Below are 17,249 nucleotides of genomic sequence, written 5' to 3' on the forward strand. Positions count from 1 at the left end.
TTCGGGTTTTTTATGGTCTGCCAACCATGGCGACCGCCCCTCGGGCTGTCGCGGCGCGACGTTAAGCATCGCTCCCAGCAATTTTCATGGCCGTGAATTCTTGTTCCACTGCGGCGCGTCACAAGGCTGCCGGTCAGAACAGGTCCATGGGCGCCGCTTCGGTGGCTGGCAACGGGCTGCCGGGAGCCGGGCTGCCAGGCTCCAGTTCGCCCATGTCCGGTGGCGAATCTTCGCTGCGGAACAATTCGAAGTAGGCATCCGGGGTGCCGGGAGGAGCGGCGCGACCGCTGGCGGGATCGATGCGTAGCGCGAGGATGCCTTCCGGCTCGGCGGGGGCATGCTCGGGCATGCCTTCGAGTACCGCGCTCATGTAATCCATCCAGATCGGCAGAGCCACGGTGCTTCCGTATTCACGTCGACCGAGGGTCTGCGGCTGATCGAACCCCGCCCAGACGGACGTCACCATGTCGGCGTTGTAGCCGGAAAACCAGCTGTCCTTGGATTCGTTGGTGGTACCGGTCTTGCCGGCAATATCGTCCCGCCCCATTGCCAGGGCTCTGCGGCCAGTTCCGCGCTTGATGACGTCCTGCAACATGCTGGTCATGATGTAGGCGGTACGCTCGTCGATGATTCGTTCGGCGTACAGCGGAGGCTGCTCCCCTGGCTCGGCGTCGCTATCGAGCGGCTTGTCGTTCTGGGCGAACGTCTCGATGGCGGCTTCATCGTTCAGTGGCGATGGCTGGTCGTTTTCGGGTACTCGTGGCGGGTTGGCGGTGAACACCACCTTGCCGTCCCTGTCCTCGATGCGTTCGATCAGATAGGGCTCGATCTTGTAGCCGCCGTTGGCGAAGGCAGTCCAGCCGACGGTGATCTCCATCGGCGTCAGGGTCGCCGTGCCAAGCGCCAGCGACAGGTTTGCCGGCAGGTCTTCGCGTTTGAAGCCGAAGCGCTCTATATAATCGATGGTGTAACCCATGCCGAGGGTTTGCAGCAGGCGAATCGAGACCAGGTTGCGCGATTTGTACAGGGCCTCACGCAGGCGGATCGGCCCGAGAAAGGTGTTGTTGTCATTCTTCGGACGCCAGACGCGATCCATGCCTTCCTCGACGAAGACGATGGGTGAGTCATTGACCAGCGTCGCGGCGGTAAAGCCTGCATCCAGCGCCGCGCTGTAGACGAACGGCTTGAAGCTGGAGCCCGGCTGACGTTTCGCCTGGATGGCCCGGTTGTAATTGCTCTGCCCGAAGGAGAAGCCACCGACCAGCGCCTCGATGGAACCGTCGATGGGGTCCAGCGATACCAGCGCCGCCTGGGCCAGCGGCACCTGGCTGAACAGCGCGACACCCTCGACGAAGCGGATGCGGATGATGTCCCCGGTTGCGACTACATCGGCGGGGCCCTTGGGCTGTGGTCCCAGGCTGTTGGTGTTGATGAAGGGGCGCGCCCATTTCATGCTGTCCCAGTGGACGCTGCGTTCGCTGCCGTCACGCAGCATCACCCTGATCGAATCCTTGCCCACCTGGCTGACAACGGCGGGCAGCATCCCCGACAGGCCCCGGTAGCGGTTCAGCTCCTGCAGCCAGCCTTCGCGTCCGGTGCCGGCCAGGCTGGCTTCGGGGCCGCGATAACCGTGGCGCTGGTCATATTCGACAAGGCCTTGAACGAGGGCCTGGTTGGCTGCGATCTGGCGCTTGCTGGTTGCGGTCGTATAGACGCGAAAGCCTTCGGTGTAAGCATCACTGCCGAAGCGACCGACCATTTCGGCACGCGCCATCTCGGCGATATAGGGTGCGTCAAGCTCTGGCGATGCGCCGTGATAAGCGGCATCCACGACTTCTGCCAGCGCCTGCTGGTAGCGGGCTTCATCGATGGCGCCGAGCCGGTACATGCGGCCCAGGATCCAGTCGCGTCTTTCCTTGGCGCGCGCAGGGTTGGTCAACGGGTTGAATGCCGACGGGGCCTTTGGCAGCCCGGCAATCATGGCCATCTGCGCCAGGCTCAGTTCGCTGATCGATTTTCCGTAGTAGACATGGGCAGCCGCTTCGATGCCGTAAGCCCGATGGCCAAGATAGATCTTGTTGACGTACAGCTCGAAAATCTCATCCTTGCTCAGCTCGCGTTCGATCTGCAGGGCCAGAAGGATTTCGTTGATCTTGCGTGAGAAACTTCGCTCGCTGGTCAGGAAGTAATTCTTCGCCACCTGCATGGTAATGGTGCTGCCGCCAGTCTGAATCTGGCCGGTTTTCAATAATTGCGTGGCAGCGCGCATCAGGCTGGAGACTTCGACGCCATAATGATTCGCGAAGTTGTCATCTTCGGCGGCCAGCAGGGCTTCGATGAAGTCCTTGGGTATTTCATTGAAGCCAATGGGGGAGCGGCGCATTTCGCCATATTCGGCGATCAGTTTGTCATCGCCGCTGTAGATACGCAGCGGTATCTGCAGCTGTATGCTGCGTAGCGAGTCGACGGATGGCAGGTTGGGGCTGAGGTAGAGGAAGGCGCCGCTGAGACTGAGCAGAAGTCCGCAGAAAATAGCCAGGCACGACCAAAGGAAAAACTTCAGAAAACGCATCGGGGTTCGTTGAATCCAGGATGGGGAAATGGGTGTAAGCCGCAGACGATGCTGAAAGGAAAAGCCGATCACATTATAAGCGGTTTTTCTGTCGGGGAGCCATTTGCGCTCCTGTCAAGGCTGTTATCTAATGTGGATGAATATAATTAATCCGTAAGTAGCGGATAAGATAGGAAATCGGTCGTGCTAGGGCTCTTCACGAAGAAAGCGAACACGCTGCTTGGAATCGACATCAGTTCGACATCCGTCAAGCTCATCGAATTAAGCCGTTCGGGCTCCCGCTATCGGGTCGAGTCCTATGCGGTCGAACCCTTGCCGCCCAATGCCGTGGTGGAGAAGAATATCGCGGAGCTGGAGGGCGTGGGGCAGGCGCTGAGCCGTTTGCTGGCCAAGGCCAAGACCGGGGTCAAGTCTGCGGCTGTTGCGGTTTCCGGCTCTGCGGTCATCACTAAAAGCATCGAAATGGAAGCTGGGCTGAACGATGATGAGCTGGAGAACCAGCTGAAAATCGAGGCCGATCAGTACATTCCCTATCCGCTCGAAGAAGTTGCCATCGACTTCGAGGTGCAAGGACCGGCGGCGCGCTCGCCGGGGCGTGTCGAGGTGCTGCTGGCAGCGTGCCGCAAGGAAAATGTGGAAATTCGCGAGGCGGCGCTTGCCCTCGCCGGGCTGACCGCCAAGGTTGTCGACGTCGAAGCCTATGCTCTGGAACGCTCCTACGGATTGCTGGCCTCGCAGCTCGGCAGCGGGCACGACGAGCTGACCGTCGCGCTGGTGGATATCGGCGCAACCATGACCACGCTGAGCGTTCTGCACAACGGTCGCACCATCTATACGCGAGAGCAGCTTTTCGGCGGGCGCCAGCTCACCGAGGAGATCCAGCGTCGCTATGGCCTGTCGATGGAAGAAGCTGGCCTGGCCAAGAAGCAGGGTGGTCTTCCAGATGACTACGACAGCGAAGTGTTGCAGCCGTTCAAGGATGCAGTCGTGCAGCAGGTGTCGCGCTCCCTGCAGTTCTTCTTCGCTGCCGGGCAGTTCCACGATGTCGATTACATCCTTCTGGCTGGCGGTACTGCTTCCATAGCGGGGCTGGATCGCCTGATTCAGCAGAAAATCGGCACGCAGACCCTGGTCGCCAATCCTTTTGCCGACATGGCACTGAGCAGCAAGGTCAACGCGGGCGCGCTGGCCAGTGATGCGCCGTCCCTGATGATTGCTTGCGGGCTGGCGTTGAGGAGTTTCGACTGATGGCTCAGATCAACCTTCTGCCCTGGCGCGAACAGCTTCGTGAAGAGCGCAAGCAGCGCTTTCTGGTCTCTCTCGCGGGCGTGTTGCTCGTGGGTGGGGGGCTGGTATTTCTTGCCGGTCAATATCTGACCAGCTCCATCGAGCAGCAGAATGCGCGCAATGATTTTGTCCGCAAGGAAATTGCAGTGCTGGATGCGCGCATTTCCGAAATCAAGGAATTGCGAGAGCGTCGGCAGCAATTGCTTGAGCGTATGAAGATCATCCAGGACCTGCAGGGTAACCGACCCATTATCGGTCGAGTGTTCGATCAGTTGGTGAGAACTCTGCCCGACGGTGTGTATTTCACAGGCTTGAAAATGACAGGCAAGAACATCGCCATTGTAGGCGCAGCGGAATCCAACAACCGGGTTTCCAATCTTATGCGCAATCTGGATGGCTCGGAATGGCTTGAAGCGCCGAATCTGAACGAAGTGAAGGCCGTCACTGCCGGTGCCTTGGATCAGGAGAATGTCTTCCAGCTTACGGTGCAGCAAACGCAGCCGGCTGCTGCCGAAGGAGGCAAGCCATGAGCCTGGCGAGTTCCCTGGAAAGTCTGCGCAGCGTTGACCTGTCCGATCTCGACATGAACAACCTCGGCTCCTGGCCGGCGGCGGTCAAGGTCATCGCTGGCATTGTGCTGATGACCCTGGTGCTGGGCGGAGGTTATTACTTCTACCTCAGCGATATGCAGGCCAGTCTTGAACAGCAACGGGCGCAGGAGGAAACGCTGAAACAGCAGTTTTCCTCGAAGGCTTTCCAGGCGGCGAACCTGGAAGCCTATAAAGAGCAGATGATCGAGATGGAAGCCTCGTTCGGTGCCTTGCTGCGCCAGTTGCCCAGTGATACCGAGGTGCCGGGTTTGCTTGAGGACATCACGCGTACCGGCCTGGGAAGCGGGCTGGAGTTCGAGGAAATCAAATTGCAGCCGGAGGTCATCCAGCAGTTCTATATCGAGCTGCCGATCCAGATCAAGGTCGTCGGCGCCTATCACGATCTTGCGACTTTCGTCAGTGGCGTATCGAGCCTGCCACGGATCGTCACGCTGCATGACTTCGAGATCAAGCCTGACAGCAAGGATTCGTCATCAAGGCTGCGCATGAGCATTCTGGCCAAGACTTATCGCTACAACGACAAGGGGCTGCAGAAATGAATGGAGCCCGACTTGTCGCGCTGGGCTTGAGCCTGGCATTGCTGGGCGGATGTGGGGTCAGCACTGACTTCGACGACCTGCGGCGCTATATGGACGAGGTTCGGGCCAAGCCCAAGGGAACCATCGAACCGCTGCCGGCATTCCTCCCTTATGAGGCCTTTACCTATAGCGCGGCGTCCTTGCGTCATCCTTTCCAGCCGCCCATGAAAATCGATCTGATGCAGCGGCAGAAAGGTTCGAAGGATATCCAGCCGGATGAGACACGCACCAGGCAATTTCTGGAAGGCTTCAACATCGAAAATTTCATCATGGTCGGTACGTTGACCAATGAGGCAGGCATGTACGCCTTGATAAGAGGTGGTGACGGGGTTCACCGAGTCAAAGTCGGTGACTATCTGGGGCGCAACCATGGCCGTATCGTCGAGATCAGTGAGGCCGAGGTGGATGTGCTTGAAATCGTTCCTGACGGAGAGGGTGGGTGGCTTGAGCGCCCGCGTAGCCTGACCTTGAAAGAGCGCTCCTGAGCGCGGGGCAAAAAATGGAAAACCTATACCGGTCTGCACAACGGAAGCCTTTTATGAATACCTCCCTCTCTCGCCTCGGCTTGTCCCTGCTGGCGGCGTTCATTTCGCCCGCGTTGCTGGCTGCGAATCTCAATACCATTGATGTGGCCTCCCTCCCTGGCGACAAGGTCGAACTCAAGCTGGGGTTTGACGAGCCCGTGGCCGCGCCGCGCGGCTATACCCTTGATCAGCCGGCACGCATCGCTCTCGATCTGCCGGGTGTGTCGAACAAGCTTGGTGCCAGGAACCGTGAGCTGGGTGTCGGCAACGCGCGCAGCGTGACCGTCGTCGAGGCGCAGGGGCGCACCCGGATGATCGTCAACCTCACCGCCCTGATGCCTTACTCGACGCGCGTAGACGGCAATAACCTGTTCGTTCTGCTGGGCGAAGGCAGTGCGCCCGCTCCTGTGGCTGCGCCCGCGCCAGCGTCGGCACAGCCTGTGGTCGGTACCGCTCCGGTCGAACGCGTGGTCGCGGGCAAGTCCATCAGCAATATCGACTTCCGCCGTGGTGAAGATGGCGCCGGTAATGTCGTCATTACATTGTCGGACCCTTCGATCAGTCCGAATATCGAAGAGCAGGGTGGCAAGATCCGTGTCTCCTTTGCCAAGACGCAACTGCCCGAAGCGCTGCGTGTGCGGCTCGATGTGCAGGACTTCGCCACGCCGGTCAAATTCGTCGACTCGACCAGCGGGGCGGCTGGCGCAACCATCGCCATCGAGCCAACCGGTCGTTACGACTACCTCGCCTACCAGACCGACGACAAGCTCACCATCAGCATCAAGCCGCTGACTGAAACCGAGGCCGAGCAGCGCAAGGCCGAGCATTTCACTTACTCAGGTGAAAAGCTGTCGTTGAATTTTCAGGATATCGACGTGCGTTCGGTGCTCCAGCTGATCGCCGACTTCACCGATCTCAACCTGGTGGCCAGTGATACGGTAAGCGGCAACATCACCCTGCGCCTGCAGAATGTGCCCTGGGATCAGGCGCTGGATCTGGTACTCAAGACCAAGGGGCTCGACAAGCGCCAGGTCGGCAACGTCCTGCTGGTGGCGCCTGCCGACGAGATCGCCGCGCGTGAACGCCAGGAACTGGAATCGCAGCGGCAGATTGCCGAGCTGGCGCCGCTGCGCCGCGAAGTGGTCCAGGTCAACTATGCCAAGGCCGCCGATATTGCCCGCCTGTTCCAGTCGGTCACCGACAGGGATGGTGCCAGTGAGGATCGTGGCTCCATCGCCGTTGACGACCGCACCAACAACATCATCGCCTACCAGACCCAGGAACGACTCGACGAGCTGCGCCGTATCGTGGCACAGCTGGATATCCCGGTACGCCAGGTCATGATCGAGGCACGCATCGTCGAAGCCAACGTGGATTACGACAAGAGCCTGGGGGTGCGTTGGGGCGGAAACCTGTGGGCGGGCGACAAGTGGAATGCCTGGGGCAAGAATGGTCAGCTGGGTGTGGCTGACGATCCTGATGCAAGTGGCAGCCCTGGAGACGAGGGGTATGTACCCTCACGACAAGTGGGTCGTTTCCCGGGAATTCGTGAAACTCCGTTGAATACACCATTCGTTGATATGGGTGCAATTGGTGCAACTTCAGGGATTGGACTGGGTTTCGTAACCAATAACGCCATTCTCGATCTGCAGCTTTCCGCCATGGAAAAGACCGGTAACGGCGAAGTGGTATCGCAACCGAAGGTCGTCACCGCGGACAAGGAAACAGCCAAGATCCTCAAGGGCTCGGAAGTGCCTTATCAGGAAGCCAGCTCCAGCGGCGCAACCAGTACCTCGTTCAAGGAGGCGGCACTGTCGCTGGAGGTGACGCCGCAGATCACGCCTGACAACCGCATCATCATGGAGGTCAAGGTCACCAAGGATGAGCCTGACTTCTCGCAGGCGGCGAGTACCGGCGGTATCCCGGCGATTCGCAAGAATGAGGTGAATGCCAAGGTACTGGTTACTGACGGCGAAACCATCGTGATCGGCGGCGTGTTCTCCAATACGCAGAGCAAATCGGTGGACAAGGTGCCGTTCCTGGGAGACCTGCCTTTCGTGGGACGGGTATTCCGTCGTGATCTGGTCCAGGATCGAAAATCCGAGCTGTTGGTATTCATCACGCCGCGGATCATGAATAATCAGGCGATTCAGGCCAGCCGCTAAGTAAATAATGCCCAATATCATCCTCGTAGGCCCGATGGGTGCTGGTAAGAGCACCATCGGGCGCTTGCTTGCCAAGGAGCTGCGTCTGGCGTTTCGTGATTCCGACAAGGAAATCGAGAAGCGCACGGGCGCCAGCATTCCGTTGATATTCGACGTCGAGGGTGAGCAGGGCTTTCGCGAGCGGGAACACAGCGCCATTGCCGATCTGTGTCAGTTGCAGGGCGTGGTACTGGCCACTGGTGGTGGCGCGGTGTTGCGGCAGGACAACCGTCAGGCGTTACGTGACGGCGGGCAGGTCATCTACCTCTGTACCTCGGTCGAGCAGCAGCTTGACCGCACCGCGCGCGACCGCAATCGCCCCTTGCTGCAGACCCCCAATCCACGGCAGGTGCTGGTCGAGCTGATGGCTTTGCGGGACCCGCTGTACCGCGAAATCGCAGACATCATCGTCGAGACCGACGAGCGTCCTCCGCGTCTGGTCGTCGGTGAAATCCTCGAACAGCTCAGGTCGCTTGTGCCCCGTGAAAGCCCCGACGAATCTGCGCTATCCTAAGCCCCTTTAATTCACGGGGGCCTATATGCAGACTCTGGATGTCGATCTTGGCGAGCGCAGCTATCCGATCCTTATAGGCGAGCAGCTCATCGAGCGCGGCGAGCTGTTGTCCCCCCACATCCGTGGCAAGCAGGTGGCCATCGTCACCAACGACACGGTTGCCCCGCTTTACCTTGAGCGCCTGATACAGAGCCTTGCCGGCTACGCCGTTACGTCGGTGGTCCTGCCCGACGGCGAGGCCTACAAGAACTGGGAAACCCTGCAGACGATCTTCGATGGCCTGTTGTCGGCCCGGCATGACCGCAATACCACGGTCATCGCCCTGGGCGGTGGCGTGGTTGGCGACATGGCCGGCTTCGCGGCGGCCAGCTACCAGCGTGGTGTCGACTTCATCCAGATGCCCACGACCCTGCTGTCCCAGGTCGATTCTTCGGTAGGCGGCAAGACCGGCATCAATCATCCGCTGGGCAAGAACATGATCGGCGCCTTCTACCAGCCACGGCTGGTGCTGATCGATACGTCCACGCTGGCGACACTGCCGGCACGGGAGCTGTCGGCGGGCCTGGCCGAGGTCATCAAGTACGGGCTGATCTGCGACGAACCTTTCCTGGGCTGGCTCGAGGCCAATGTCGACAGGCTGCGGGCGCTCGACCAGGCGGCGCTGACCGAGGCCATACGGCGTTCCTGTGCCGCCAAGGCGGCGGTCGTCGGCGCGGACGAACGTGAGTCGGGCATCCGTGCCACGCTCAATCTTGGCCATACCTTCGGTCATGCCATCGAAACCCACCAGGGCTACGGCGTCTGGCTGCATGGCGAAGCGGTCGCGGCGGGCACCGTGATGGCGCTGGAAGTGTCACGCCAGCTTGGCTGGATTTCCGTTGATGAGCGGGACCGCGGCGTGCGTCTGCTTGCGCGTGCCGGCCTGCCCGTGGTGCCGCCGAGCGATATGACGCCGGAGGATTTCCTGCAGCATATGGCGGTCGACAAGAAGGTCCTCGACGGTCGGTTGCGCCTGGTCTTGCTGAAACGGCTGGGCGAGGCCGTGGTGACCGGCGACTTCCCTCGCGAAGTGCTGGACGCCACATTGCGCGTCGATTACGACGCCCTGACGCAACAGTCGAGAACCTGAGAGGCTTTTCATGACCAGTTTGTCTGCTGACGATTCGCTTCTGAACCACTACGGGTTCAGTCATGATCCCTTTGCCACTCGTGTTCCCGGTTTCAAGTTCTTTCCTGCCCAGCGCAAGCCGGTGCTGGGGCAGTTGCACCACCTCGCACGTTACAGCCAGCTGCTGCTGGTGGTGACGGGGCCTGAAGGAAGCGGCAAGACGCTGGTGCGACAGGCGCTGGTCGCGAGCAGCAACAAGCAGTCGGTCCAGAGCGTGGTGATCACCCCGCAGACCACCATGGATTCGAATATCGTCCTGCAGCAAGTCGCCCAGGCGCTCGGCAGTCCACGTGCCGACTTCGACTCGATCATGGCGCAGATCATCCAGCTGGCACTGACCGGACAGGAGGTCTATCTGCTGGTCGATGATGCCGAGCGGCTGACCGGTGCCGCCGTGGAGACGTTGTTGCGCCTCGCGGTAGGCAGCCCGGAAGGCCGGCCCCATGTGTTCCTGTTCGGTGAGGAGTCCTTGCTGGCGCGGCTGGACGCACTGGTGGACGGTGAAGAGCGCTTCCACGCGATCGCACTTCAACCGTATGAAGAAGATGAAACCAGGGAATACCTGTCGTTGCGCCTCGAAGGTGCCGGCAGTGGGCTGGAATGCCTCACTGAAGAGCAGATTGTGCGCATTCATGAGCAGTCCGGTGGCTGGCCGGGTGGAATAAATGAGGCTGCGCGCGAAGAATTGATCGATGCGATGCACCATTCCAGGGCAAAAAAGTCGGGCGGATGGGGTTTCCCGCTGCCGATGAAGCACCTGCTGGCGTTGCTGGCCGTTCTCTGTATCGTCGTGATTGCCTTGTTCGTCATGCGCGATGGGGCTGACGAGCAGCCGGTGGCGCCTGCCAGCACAAGCCTGCCGCTCGGGAACGGAGCTGTGGAGCCTGCGCCTCGGCAAGGCACGCCGGAGCCTAGCGAACCTGAAGCTTCATCACCCCGCTCGGAGCCGCAGTCTCCGCTTGTTCGGGAGCCCCTGGCCGCAGCCGGCAGTGCGGATATCGAAGACCTGTCACTACAGGACGCGCCGCCGACTGCTCCCGCGCCAGTTGCTGAACAGCCTCGTGAGGCCGGGCAACCTGCGGGCAATGCAGGTGCTGTTGCGCCACCCGCGCCTGCGCCCCAGCCTGTCGCTCCAGCTCCAGCTCCAGCTCCAGCTCCAGCTCCAGCTCCAGCTCCAGCTCCGCGCGAGCCTGCGCGGCCCGCGCCCGCTGCGGCATCGGGCTGGTATGGCAGCCAGCCTGCCGGCAACTACCTGGTACAGATTCTTGGCACCCGCAACGAAGGCAATGCCAAGGCACTGGTGCAGCAGTACGGCAACGACTACCGCTACTTCACCAAGCTGCATGAAGGCAAGCCGCTCTACGTGGTCACGCATGGCAGCTTCTCCAGCCGCAACGCGGCGACCCAGGCGATCAAGACGTTGCCGCCGGCCTTGCAGGCAGGAAAACCCTGGATACGAAACTTTTCCAGTGTGCAACAGGAAATTGACCGCGCACGTTAAATAAATGCCCCAAAAAAGTGCGCAATGCACCTTTTTGGGGCTTGCAAAAAATATTTGTCTCGTTCTAGTTCGCTTTGTAAACTGCTCCCCCGTTGCTCGCGTCCATCTTGGGGCGTCGCTCTGTATGGCCGGTAAGGGGTTGATTTACAACGTATTTAGCTGGAGCGCCTATGAGAGCAGGTCTGTTTCGTCCTGAAGAGTTCAAGGATAACTGTGGCTTCGGGCTGATTGCCCACATGCAGGGCGAAGCGAGCCATCACCTGCTCCAGACAGCCATCCGATCACTGACCTGCATGACTCACCGCGGTGGCATCAACGCCGATGGCAAGACCGGCGATGGCTGCGGGCTGCTGATGCAGAAGCCGGATGCTTTCCTGCGCGCCATGGCCCGCCAGCACTTCGATGCCGAGCTGCCGGACCTCTACGCGGTCGGCATGGTCTTCCTCAGCCAGGACATTACCCAAGCCGATGCCGCCCGCGCGCGCTTCAACGAGCAGATCGCCGCGCAAGGACTGAACCTGGTCGGCTGGCGCGAGGTGCCGGTCGATACCAGCGTGCTGGGGCGTTTGGCGCTGGAGCGGCTGCCGCGTATCGAGCAGGTATTCGTCGGTGCCGAAGGCCTGTCCGAGCGTGAGTTCGGCATCAAACTGTTCATGGCCCGTCGCCGGACCGAAGTGGCCCTGGTCGAGGACAAGCAGTTCTACGTCTGCAGCTTCTCCGACAAGGACATCATCTACAAAGGCCTGATGATGCCGGCGGACCTGGCGCAGTTCTTCCCGGACCTCAGCGACGAGCGCCTGGCCACCGCCATCTGCGTCTTCCACCAGCGCTTCTCCACCAACACCATGCCGCAATGGCCGCTGGCGCAGCCGTTCCGCTTTCTCGCCCACAACGGCGAGATCAACACCATCACCGGCAACCGCAACTGGGCCCAGGCGCGCCGCCTGAAGTTCGCCAACGAGCAACTGCCGGATCTGCAAAGCCTCGATCCGCTGATCAACCGTAGCGGTTCCGACTCGTCGAGCATGGACAACATGCTGGAGCTGCTGGTCACCGGCGGCATGGACCTGTTCCGCAGTCTGCGCATGATCATTCCGCCGGCCTGGCAGAACATGGAAACCATGGACCCGGACCTGCGCGCCTTCTACGAATACAACTCCATGCACATGGAGGCCTGGGACGGTCCGGCCGGCGTGGTGCTCACCGATGGACGCCACGCGATCTGCCTGCTCGATCGCAACGGCCTGCGCCCGGCGCGCTGGGTCACCACCACCAACGGCTACATCACCCTGGCCTCGGAAGTCGGCGTCTGGGACTACCAGCCCGAGGATGTCATCGCCAAGGGCCGCGTCGGCCCGGGCCAGATCCTGGCCGTGGATACTCACACCGGGCAGGTGCTGCACACCGACGACATCGACAACCGGCTGAAATCCCAGCATCCCTACAAGAAGTGGTTGCGCCAGTACGCGCTGCGCATCCAGTCGACCCTGGACGACAACGATCATGGCTCGGCCTTCTACGATGCCGACCAGCTCAGGCAGTACATGAAGATGTTCCAGGTCACCTTCGAGGAGCGTGATCAGGTGCTGCGCCCGCTGGCCGAGCAGGGCCAGGAAGCGGTGGGCTCCATGGGCGACGACACGCCGATGGCGGTGCTGTCGCGCCGGGTGCGTTCGCCCTACGACTATTTCCGCCAGCAGTTCGCGCAGGTCACCAACCCGCCGATCGACCCGCTGCGAGAAGCCATCGTGATGTCCCTGGAAACCTGCCTGGGCGCCGAGCGCAACGTCTTCGAGGAAACCGCCGATCACGCCAACCGCGCGATCCTGACCACGCCGGTGATCTCGCCGGCGAAGTGGCGGACCATCATGGAACTCGACCGACCGGGCTTCGAGCGGTTGGTCATCGACCTCAACTACGATGAAGCGCTCGGGCTCGAAGCCGCGGTGCGCAATATCGCCGATCAGGCAGAGGAAGCCGTGCGCGGCGGCAAGGTGCTGCTGGTGCTGAGCGACCGCAACATCGCGCCCGGCAAGCTGCCGGTGCATGCCTCGCTGGCGGTGGGGGCGGTGCATCACCGGCTGATCGAGACCGGTCTGCGCTGCGATTGCAACATTCTGGTGGAGACCGCCACCGCGCGTGATCCGCACCATTTCGCGGTGCTGATCGGCTTCGGCGCGACGGCGGTCTATCCCTTCCTCGCCTATGAAGTGCTCAGCGACCTGATCCGTACCGGCGAAGTGCTCGGCGATCTCTACGAAGTGTTCAAGCACTACCGCAAGGGCATCTCCAAGGGCCTGCTGAAGATCATCTCGAAGATGGGCATCTCCACCATCACCTCCTATCGTGGCGCCCAGTTGTTCGAAGCGGTGGGCCTGGCCGACGAAGTGGTCGCGCTCAGCTTCCGCGGCGTTGCCAGCCGCATCAAGGGTGCGCGTTTCGTCGATCTCGAAGCCGAGCAGCAGGCGCTGGCCGCCGAGGCCTGGAACAACCGCAAGCCGATCCAGCCGGGTGGCCTGCTCAAGTTCGTCTATGGCGGCGAATACCATGCCTACAACCCGGACGTGGTCGGCGCGCTGCAGAAGGCGGTGCAGAGCGGCAACTACGGACTGTTCAAGGAGTACACGGCGCTGGTCGACCAGCGCCCGGTGTCCATGCTGCGCGATCTGCTCAAGCTGAAGGTGGCCGAGCGGCCGCTGGCGCTGGAGGATGTCGAACCGCTGGAGGCGATTCTCAAGCGTTTCGACGCCGCCGGCATTTCCCTCGGCGCGCTGTCACCCGAGGCTCATGAAGCGATCGCCGAAGCCATGAACCGTATCGGCGGGCGTTCCAACTCCGGCGAGGGCGGCGAGGACCCGGCCCGCTACGGCACCGCACGCAGTTCGAAGATCAAGCAGGTGGCCACGGGTCGTTTCGGGGTCACGCCGGAATACCTGGTCAACGCCGAAGTGCTGCAGATCAAGGTGGCCCAGGGCGCCAAGCCGGGCGAGGGCGGGCAGCTGCCGGGCGGCAAGGTCAACGGCCTGATCGCCAGGCTGCGCTACGCGGTGCCGGGCGTGACGCTGATTTCGCCGCCGCCGCACCATGACATCTACTCCATCGAGGATCTGGCGCAGCTGATCTTCGACCTCAAGCAGGTCAACCCCAAGGCGCTGGTGTCGGTGAAGCTGGTGGCCGAACCCGGTGTCGGCACCATCGCCGCCGGTGTCGCCAAGGCTTACGCCGACCTGATCACCATTTCCGGTTACGACGGCGGCACCGGCGCCTCGCCGCTGAGCTCGATCCGTTACGCCGGTTCGCCCTGGGAGCTGGGCCTGGCCGAAACCCACCAGACCCTGCGCGGCAACGACCTGCGCGGCAAGGTCCGGGTGCAGACCGACGGCGGTCTGAAAACCGGCCTCGACGTGGTCAAGGCGGCGATCCTCGGCGCCGAGAGCTTCGGCTTCGGCACCGCGCCGATGATCGCCCTGGGCTGCAAGTACCTGCGCATCTGCCACCTGAACAACTGCGCCACCGGCGTCGCCACCCAGAACGACCAGTTGCGCAAGGACCACTTCATCGGCACCGTGGACATGGTGGTGAATTTCTTCACCTTCGTCGCCGAGGAAACCCGCGAGTGGCTGGCCAGGCTCGGCGTGCGCAGCCTGCAGGAGCTGATCGGGCGTACCGATCTGCTGGAAATCCTGCCCGGCGAATCCGCCAAGCAGGCACATCTGGATCTCACGCCCCTGCTGGGCAGCGACCGGATTCCGCTCGACAAGCCGCAATACTGCCAAGTGGAGAAGAACCCGCCGTTCGACGAGGGCCTGCTGGCCGAGCAGATGGTCAGCCTGGCGCGCGAAGCCATCGACGCCAAGAGCGGCGGCGAATTCGAATTGCAGATCGGCAACTGCGACCGCTCCATCGGCGGCCGCGTGTCCGGCGAGATCGCCCGCGTGCATGGCAACCAGGGCATGAAGGACGCACCCATCACCTTCTGTTTCAAGGGCACAGCCGGGCAGAGCTTCGGCGTCTGGAATGCCGGCGGCCTCCACCTCTATCTGGAAGGCGATGCCAACGACTACGTGGGCAAGGGCATGACCGGCGGCAAGCTGGTGGTCACGCCGCCGAAGGACAGCGCCTTCCGCTCGAAGGACTCGGCGATCATCGGCAATACCTGCCTGTACGGCGCCACCGGCGGCAAGTTGTTTGCCGCCGGCACCGCGGGTGAGCGTTTCGCGGTGCGTAACTCCGGCGCCCATACCGTGGTGGAAGGCACGGGCGACCACTGCTGCGAATACATGACCGGCGGTTTCGTCTGCGTGCTGGGCAAGACCGGGCACAACTTCGGCTCGGGCATGACCGGCGGCTTCGCCTACGTGCTGGACATGGACAACAGCTTCATCGACCGGGTGAACAATGAGCTGGTCAACCTGCAGCGCATCACCGGCGAGGCGATGGAGGCCTACCGCAGCCACCTGCAGGGCGTGTTACGCGAATACGTGGCCGAGACCGGCAGCGCATGGGGCGCCGAACTGCTGGAAGACCTGGACGACTACTGGCGCCGCTTCTGGCTGGTCAAGCCGAAGGCGGCCAACCTGGCGTCGCTGCTGTCGAGCACCCGCGCGAATCCGCAATAAGGCAGCTGCAAGCGGCAAGCCCCAAGCTGCAGGCAAAAGCAGTTCCGGGTTTGCCGACCCAACGTGATCGTCTTGCGGCTTACAGCTTGAAGCTTGCCGCTGCTGTTATGAGGTTTAAGAAAATGACTGACCGTCTGAACAACGACTTCCAGTTCATCGAGGTCGGGCGCAAGGATCCGAAGAAGAAACTGCTGCGCCAGCGCAAGAAGGAATTCGTCGAGATCTACGAACCCTTCAAGCCGCAGCAGGCATGCGAGCAGGCACACCGCTGCCTGGGTTGCGGCAACCCGTACTGCGAGTGGAAGTGCCCGGTCCACAACTACATTCCCAACTGGCTCAAGCTGGTGTCCGAGGGCAACATCCTCGCCGCCGCCGAGCTGGCCCACCAGACCAACACCCTGCCGGAAGTCTGCGGCCGCGTCTGTCCGCAGGATCGCCTGTGCGAAGGCGCCTGCACCCTGAACGACGGCTTCGGCGCGGTGACCATCGGCTCGGTGGAGAAATACATCGCCGACACCGCCTTCGCCATGGGCTGGCGGCCGGACATGTCCCAGGTCAAGCCGACCGGCAAGCGTGTCGCTATCATCGGCGCCGGCCCGGCCGGCCTGGGTTGTGCCGACGTGCTGGTGCGCAACGGCGTGGCCCCGGTGGTGTTCGACCGCAACCCGGAGATCGGCGGCCTGCTGACCTTCGGCATTCCCGAGTTCAAGCTGGAGAAGAGCGTACTCAGCCGCCGTCGCGAAATCTTCAGCGGCATGGGCATCGAGTTCCGCCTCAATACCGAAGTGGGCAAGGACGTCAGCATCGAACAGCTGCTGGCCGACTACGACGCCGTGTTCATGGGCATGGGCACCTACACCTACATGAAGGGCGGCTTCCCCGGCGAGGGCCTGCCGGGCGTGCACGACGCGCTGGATTTCCTCATCGCCAGCGTCAACCGCAACCTCGGCTTCGAGAAGAGCGCGGAAGACTTCATCGACATGAGAGGCAAGCGGGTGGTGGTGCTCGGCGGTGGTGACACCGCGATGGACTGCAACCGCACCTCCATCCGCCAGGGCGCCAAGAGCGTGACCTGCGCCTATCGTCGCGATGCGGCGAACATGCCCGGCTCGCGTCGCGAGGTAAAGAATGCCAAGGAAGAGGGGGTGAAGTTCCTCTTCAACCGCCAGCCCATCGCCATCGTTGGCGAAGGCCGGGTGGAAGGCATCAGGGTGGTGGAGACCCGCCTGGGTGAACCGGATGCAAAGGGTCGTCGCAGCCCGGAGCCGATTCCCGGCTCCGAAGAGGTGATCCCGGCCGATGCGGTGCTGATCGCCTTCGGCTTCCGCCCGAGCCCGGCCGACTGGTTCGGCGCTCAGGACATCCAGACCGACGCTCAGGGGCGAGTGATCGCGCCGGAAATGGGCACGTTCAAGCACCAGACCAGCAACCCGAAGATCTTCGCCGGCGGCGACATGGTGCGCGGTTCCGATCTGGTGGTCACGGCGATCTTTGAGGGGCGTCAGGCGGCGGAAGGAATTCTGGATTTCCTGGAGGTGTAGAGCAGACTTCCAGGCACTGCGAAAGTCCACGTCTTGCATGTCGTGTTAGGCCTGCGGCTAACACGACCTACAAAAGCCGAGGACAGCTTGCAGCTCCGCCCTATCTGACCTGAATCAAGGTGATCATAAA

The 17,249-nt window shown here is 61.9% G+C and carries 11 protein-coding genes; 10 read left to right on the forward strand and 1 reads right to left on the reverse strand.

The genetic code is table 11. The features are described 5' to 3' along the window. Positions 1-133 precede the first annotated feature (133 nt). The gene (locus G7020_RS05050) at positions 134-2,572 is read right to left on the reverse strand and encodes a penicillin-binding protein 1A (RefSeq protein ID WP_181082845.1); all 2,439 of its coding nucleotides are present in this window, start codon (positions 2,570-2,572) and stop codon (positions 134-136) included. 183 nt (positions 2,573-2,755) lie between these two features. Between G7020_RS05050 and G7020_RS05055 the strand changes: the two genes are divergently transcribed. The 10 genes from G7020_RS05055 to G7020_RS05100 all read left to right on the forward strand — a co-directional run bounded on the left by G7020_RS05055 (position 2,756) and on the right by G7020_RS05100 (position 17,119). Beyond that, complete coding sequence (locus tag G7020_RS05055; protein ID WP_181082846.1) at positions 2,756-3,820, forward strand: type IV pilus assembly protein PilM; 1,065 nt, start codon at positions 2,756-2,758, stop codon at positions 3,818-3,820. Next, entirely contained in the window at positions 3,820-4,389 is a 570-nt protein-coding gene (gene pilN / locus G7020_RS05060; RefSeq protein ID WP_181082847.1) for a type 4a pilus biogenesis protein PilN, read from the forward strand. Before G7020_RS05055 ends, pilN begins: the two co-directional genes overlap by 1 nt. Then, positions 4,386-5,009, forward strand: coding sequence for a type 4a pilus biogenesis protein PilO (gene pilO, locus G7020_RS05065; protein ID WP_181082848.1), 624 nt, complete (start codon positions 4,386-4,388; stop codon positions 5,007-5,009). Before pilN ends, pilO begins: the two co-directional genes overlap by 4 nt. Next, positions 5,006-5,533, forward strand: a complete 528-nt coding sequence (pilP, locus tag G7020_RS05070) for a type 4a pilus biogenesis lipoprotein PilP (RefSeq protein WP_181082849.1) — start codon at positions 5,006-5,008, stop codon at positions 5,531-5,533. The genes pilO and pilP overlap by 4 nt, the downstream gene beginning before the upstream one ends. Positions 5,534-5,586: 53 nt before the next feature. Then, positions 5,587-7,737, forward strand: a complete 2,151-nt coding sequence (gene pilQ / locus G7020_RS05075; RefSeq protein ID WP_181082850.1) for a type IV pilus secretin PilQ — start codon at positions 5,587-5,589, stop codon at positions 7,735-7,737. A gap of 7 nt (positions 7,738-7,744) precedes the next feature. Then, positions 7,745-8,290: a shikimate kinase AroK gene (gene aroK, locus G7020_RS05080; RefSeq protein ID WP_181082851.1), complete on the forward strand. Its 546-nt coding sequence runs from the start codon at positions 7,745-7,747 to the stop codon at positions 8,288-8,290. A gap of 25 nt (positions 8,291-8,315) precedes the next feature. Then, positions 8,316-9,419 carry a 3-dehydroquinate synthase gene (gene aroB / locus G7020_RS05085; protein ID WP_181082852.1) on the forward strand — a complete coding sequence of 368 codons (1,104 nt, stop codon included), beginning with the start codon at positions 8,316-8,318 and terminating at the stop codon, positions 9,417-9,419. Between the two features lie 10 nt (positions 9,420-9,429). Continuing rightward, complete coding sequence (locus tag G7020_RS05090) at positions 9,430-10,959, forward strand: SPOR domain-containing protein (protein WP_181082853.1); 1,530 nt, start codon at positions 9,430-9,432, stop codon at positions 10,957-10,959. A gap of 170 nt (positions 10,960-11,129) precedes the next feature. Beyond that, complete coding sequence (gltB, locus tag G7020_RS05095) at positions 11,130-15,578, forward strand: glutamate synthase large subunit (protein ID WP_181082854.1); 4,449 nt, start codon at positions 11,130-11,132, stop codon at positions 15,576-15,578. Positions 15,579-15,700: 122 nt separating this feature from the next. Next, entirely contained in the window at positions 15,701-17,119 is a 1,419-nt protein-coding gene (locus tag G7020_RS05100) for an FAD-dependent oxidoreductase (RefSeq protein ID WP_181082855.1), read from the forward strand. The last annotated feature ends 130 nt before the right edge of the window (positions 17,120-17,249 follow it).

Source organism: Stutzerimonas stutzeri (assembly GCF_013522825.1).
In the GTDB taxonomy this organism is placed as follows: domain Bacteria; phylum Pseudomonadota; class Gammaproteobacteria; order Pseudomonadales; family Pseudomonadaceae; genus Stutzerimonas; species Stutzerimonas stutzeri_AK.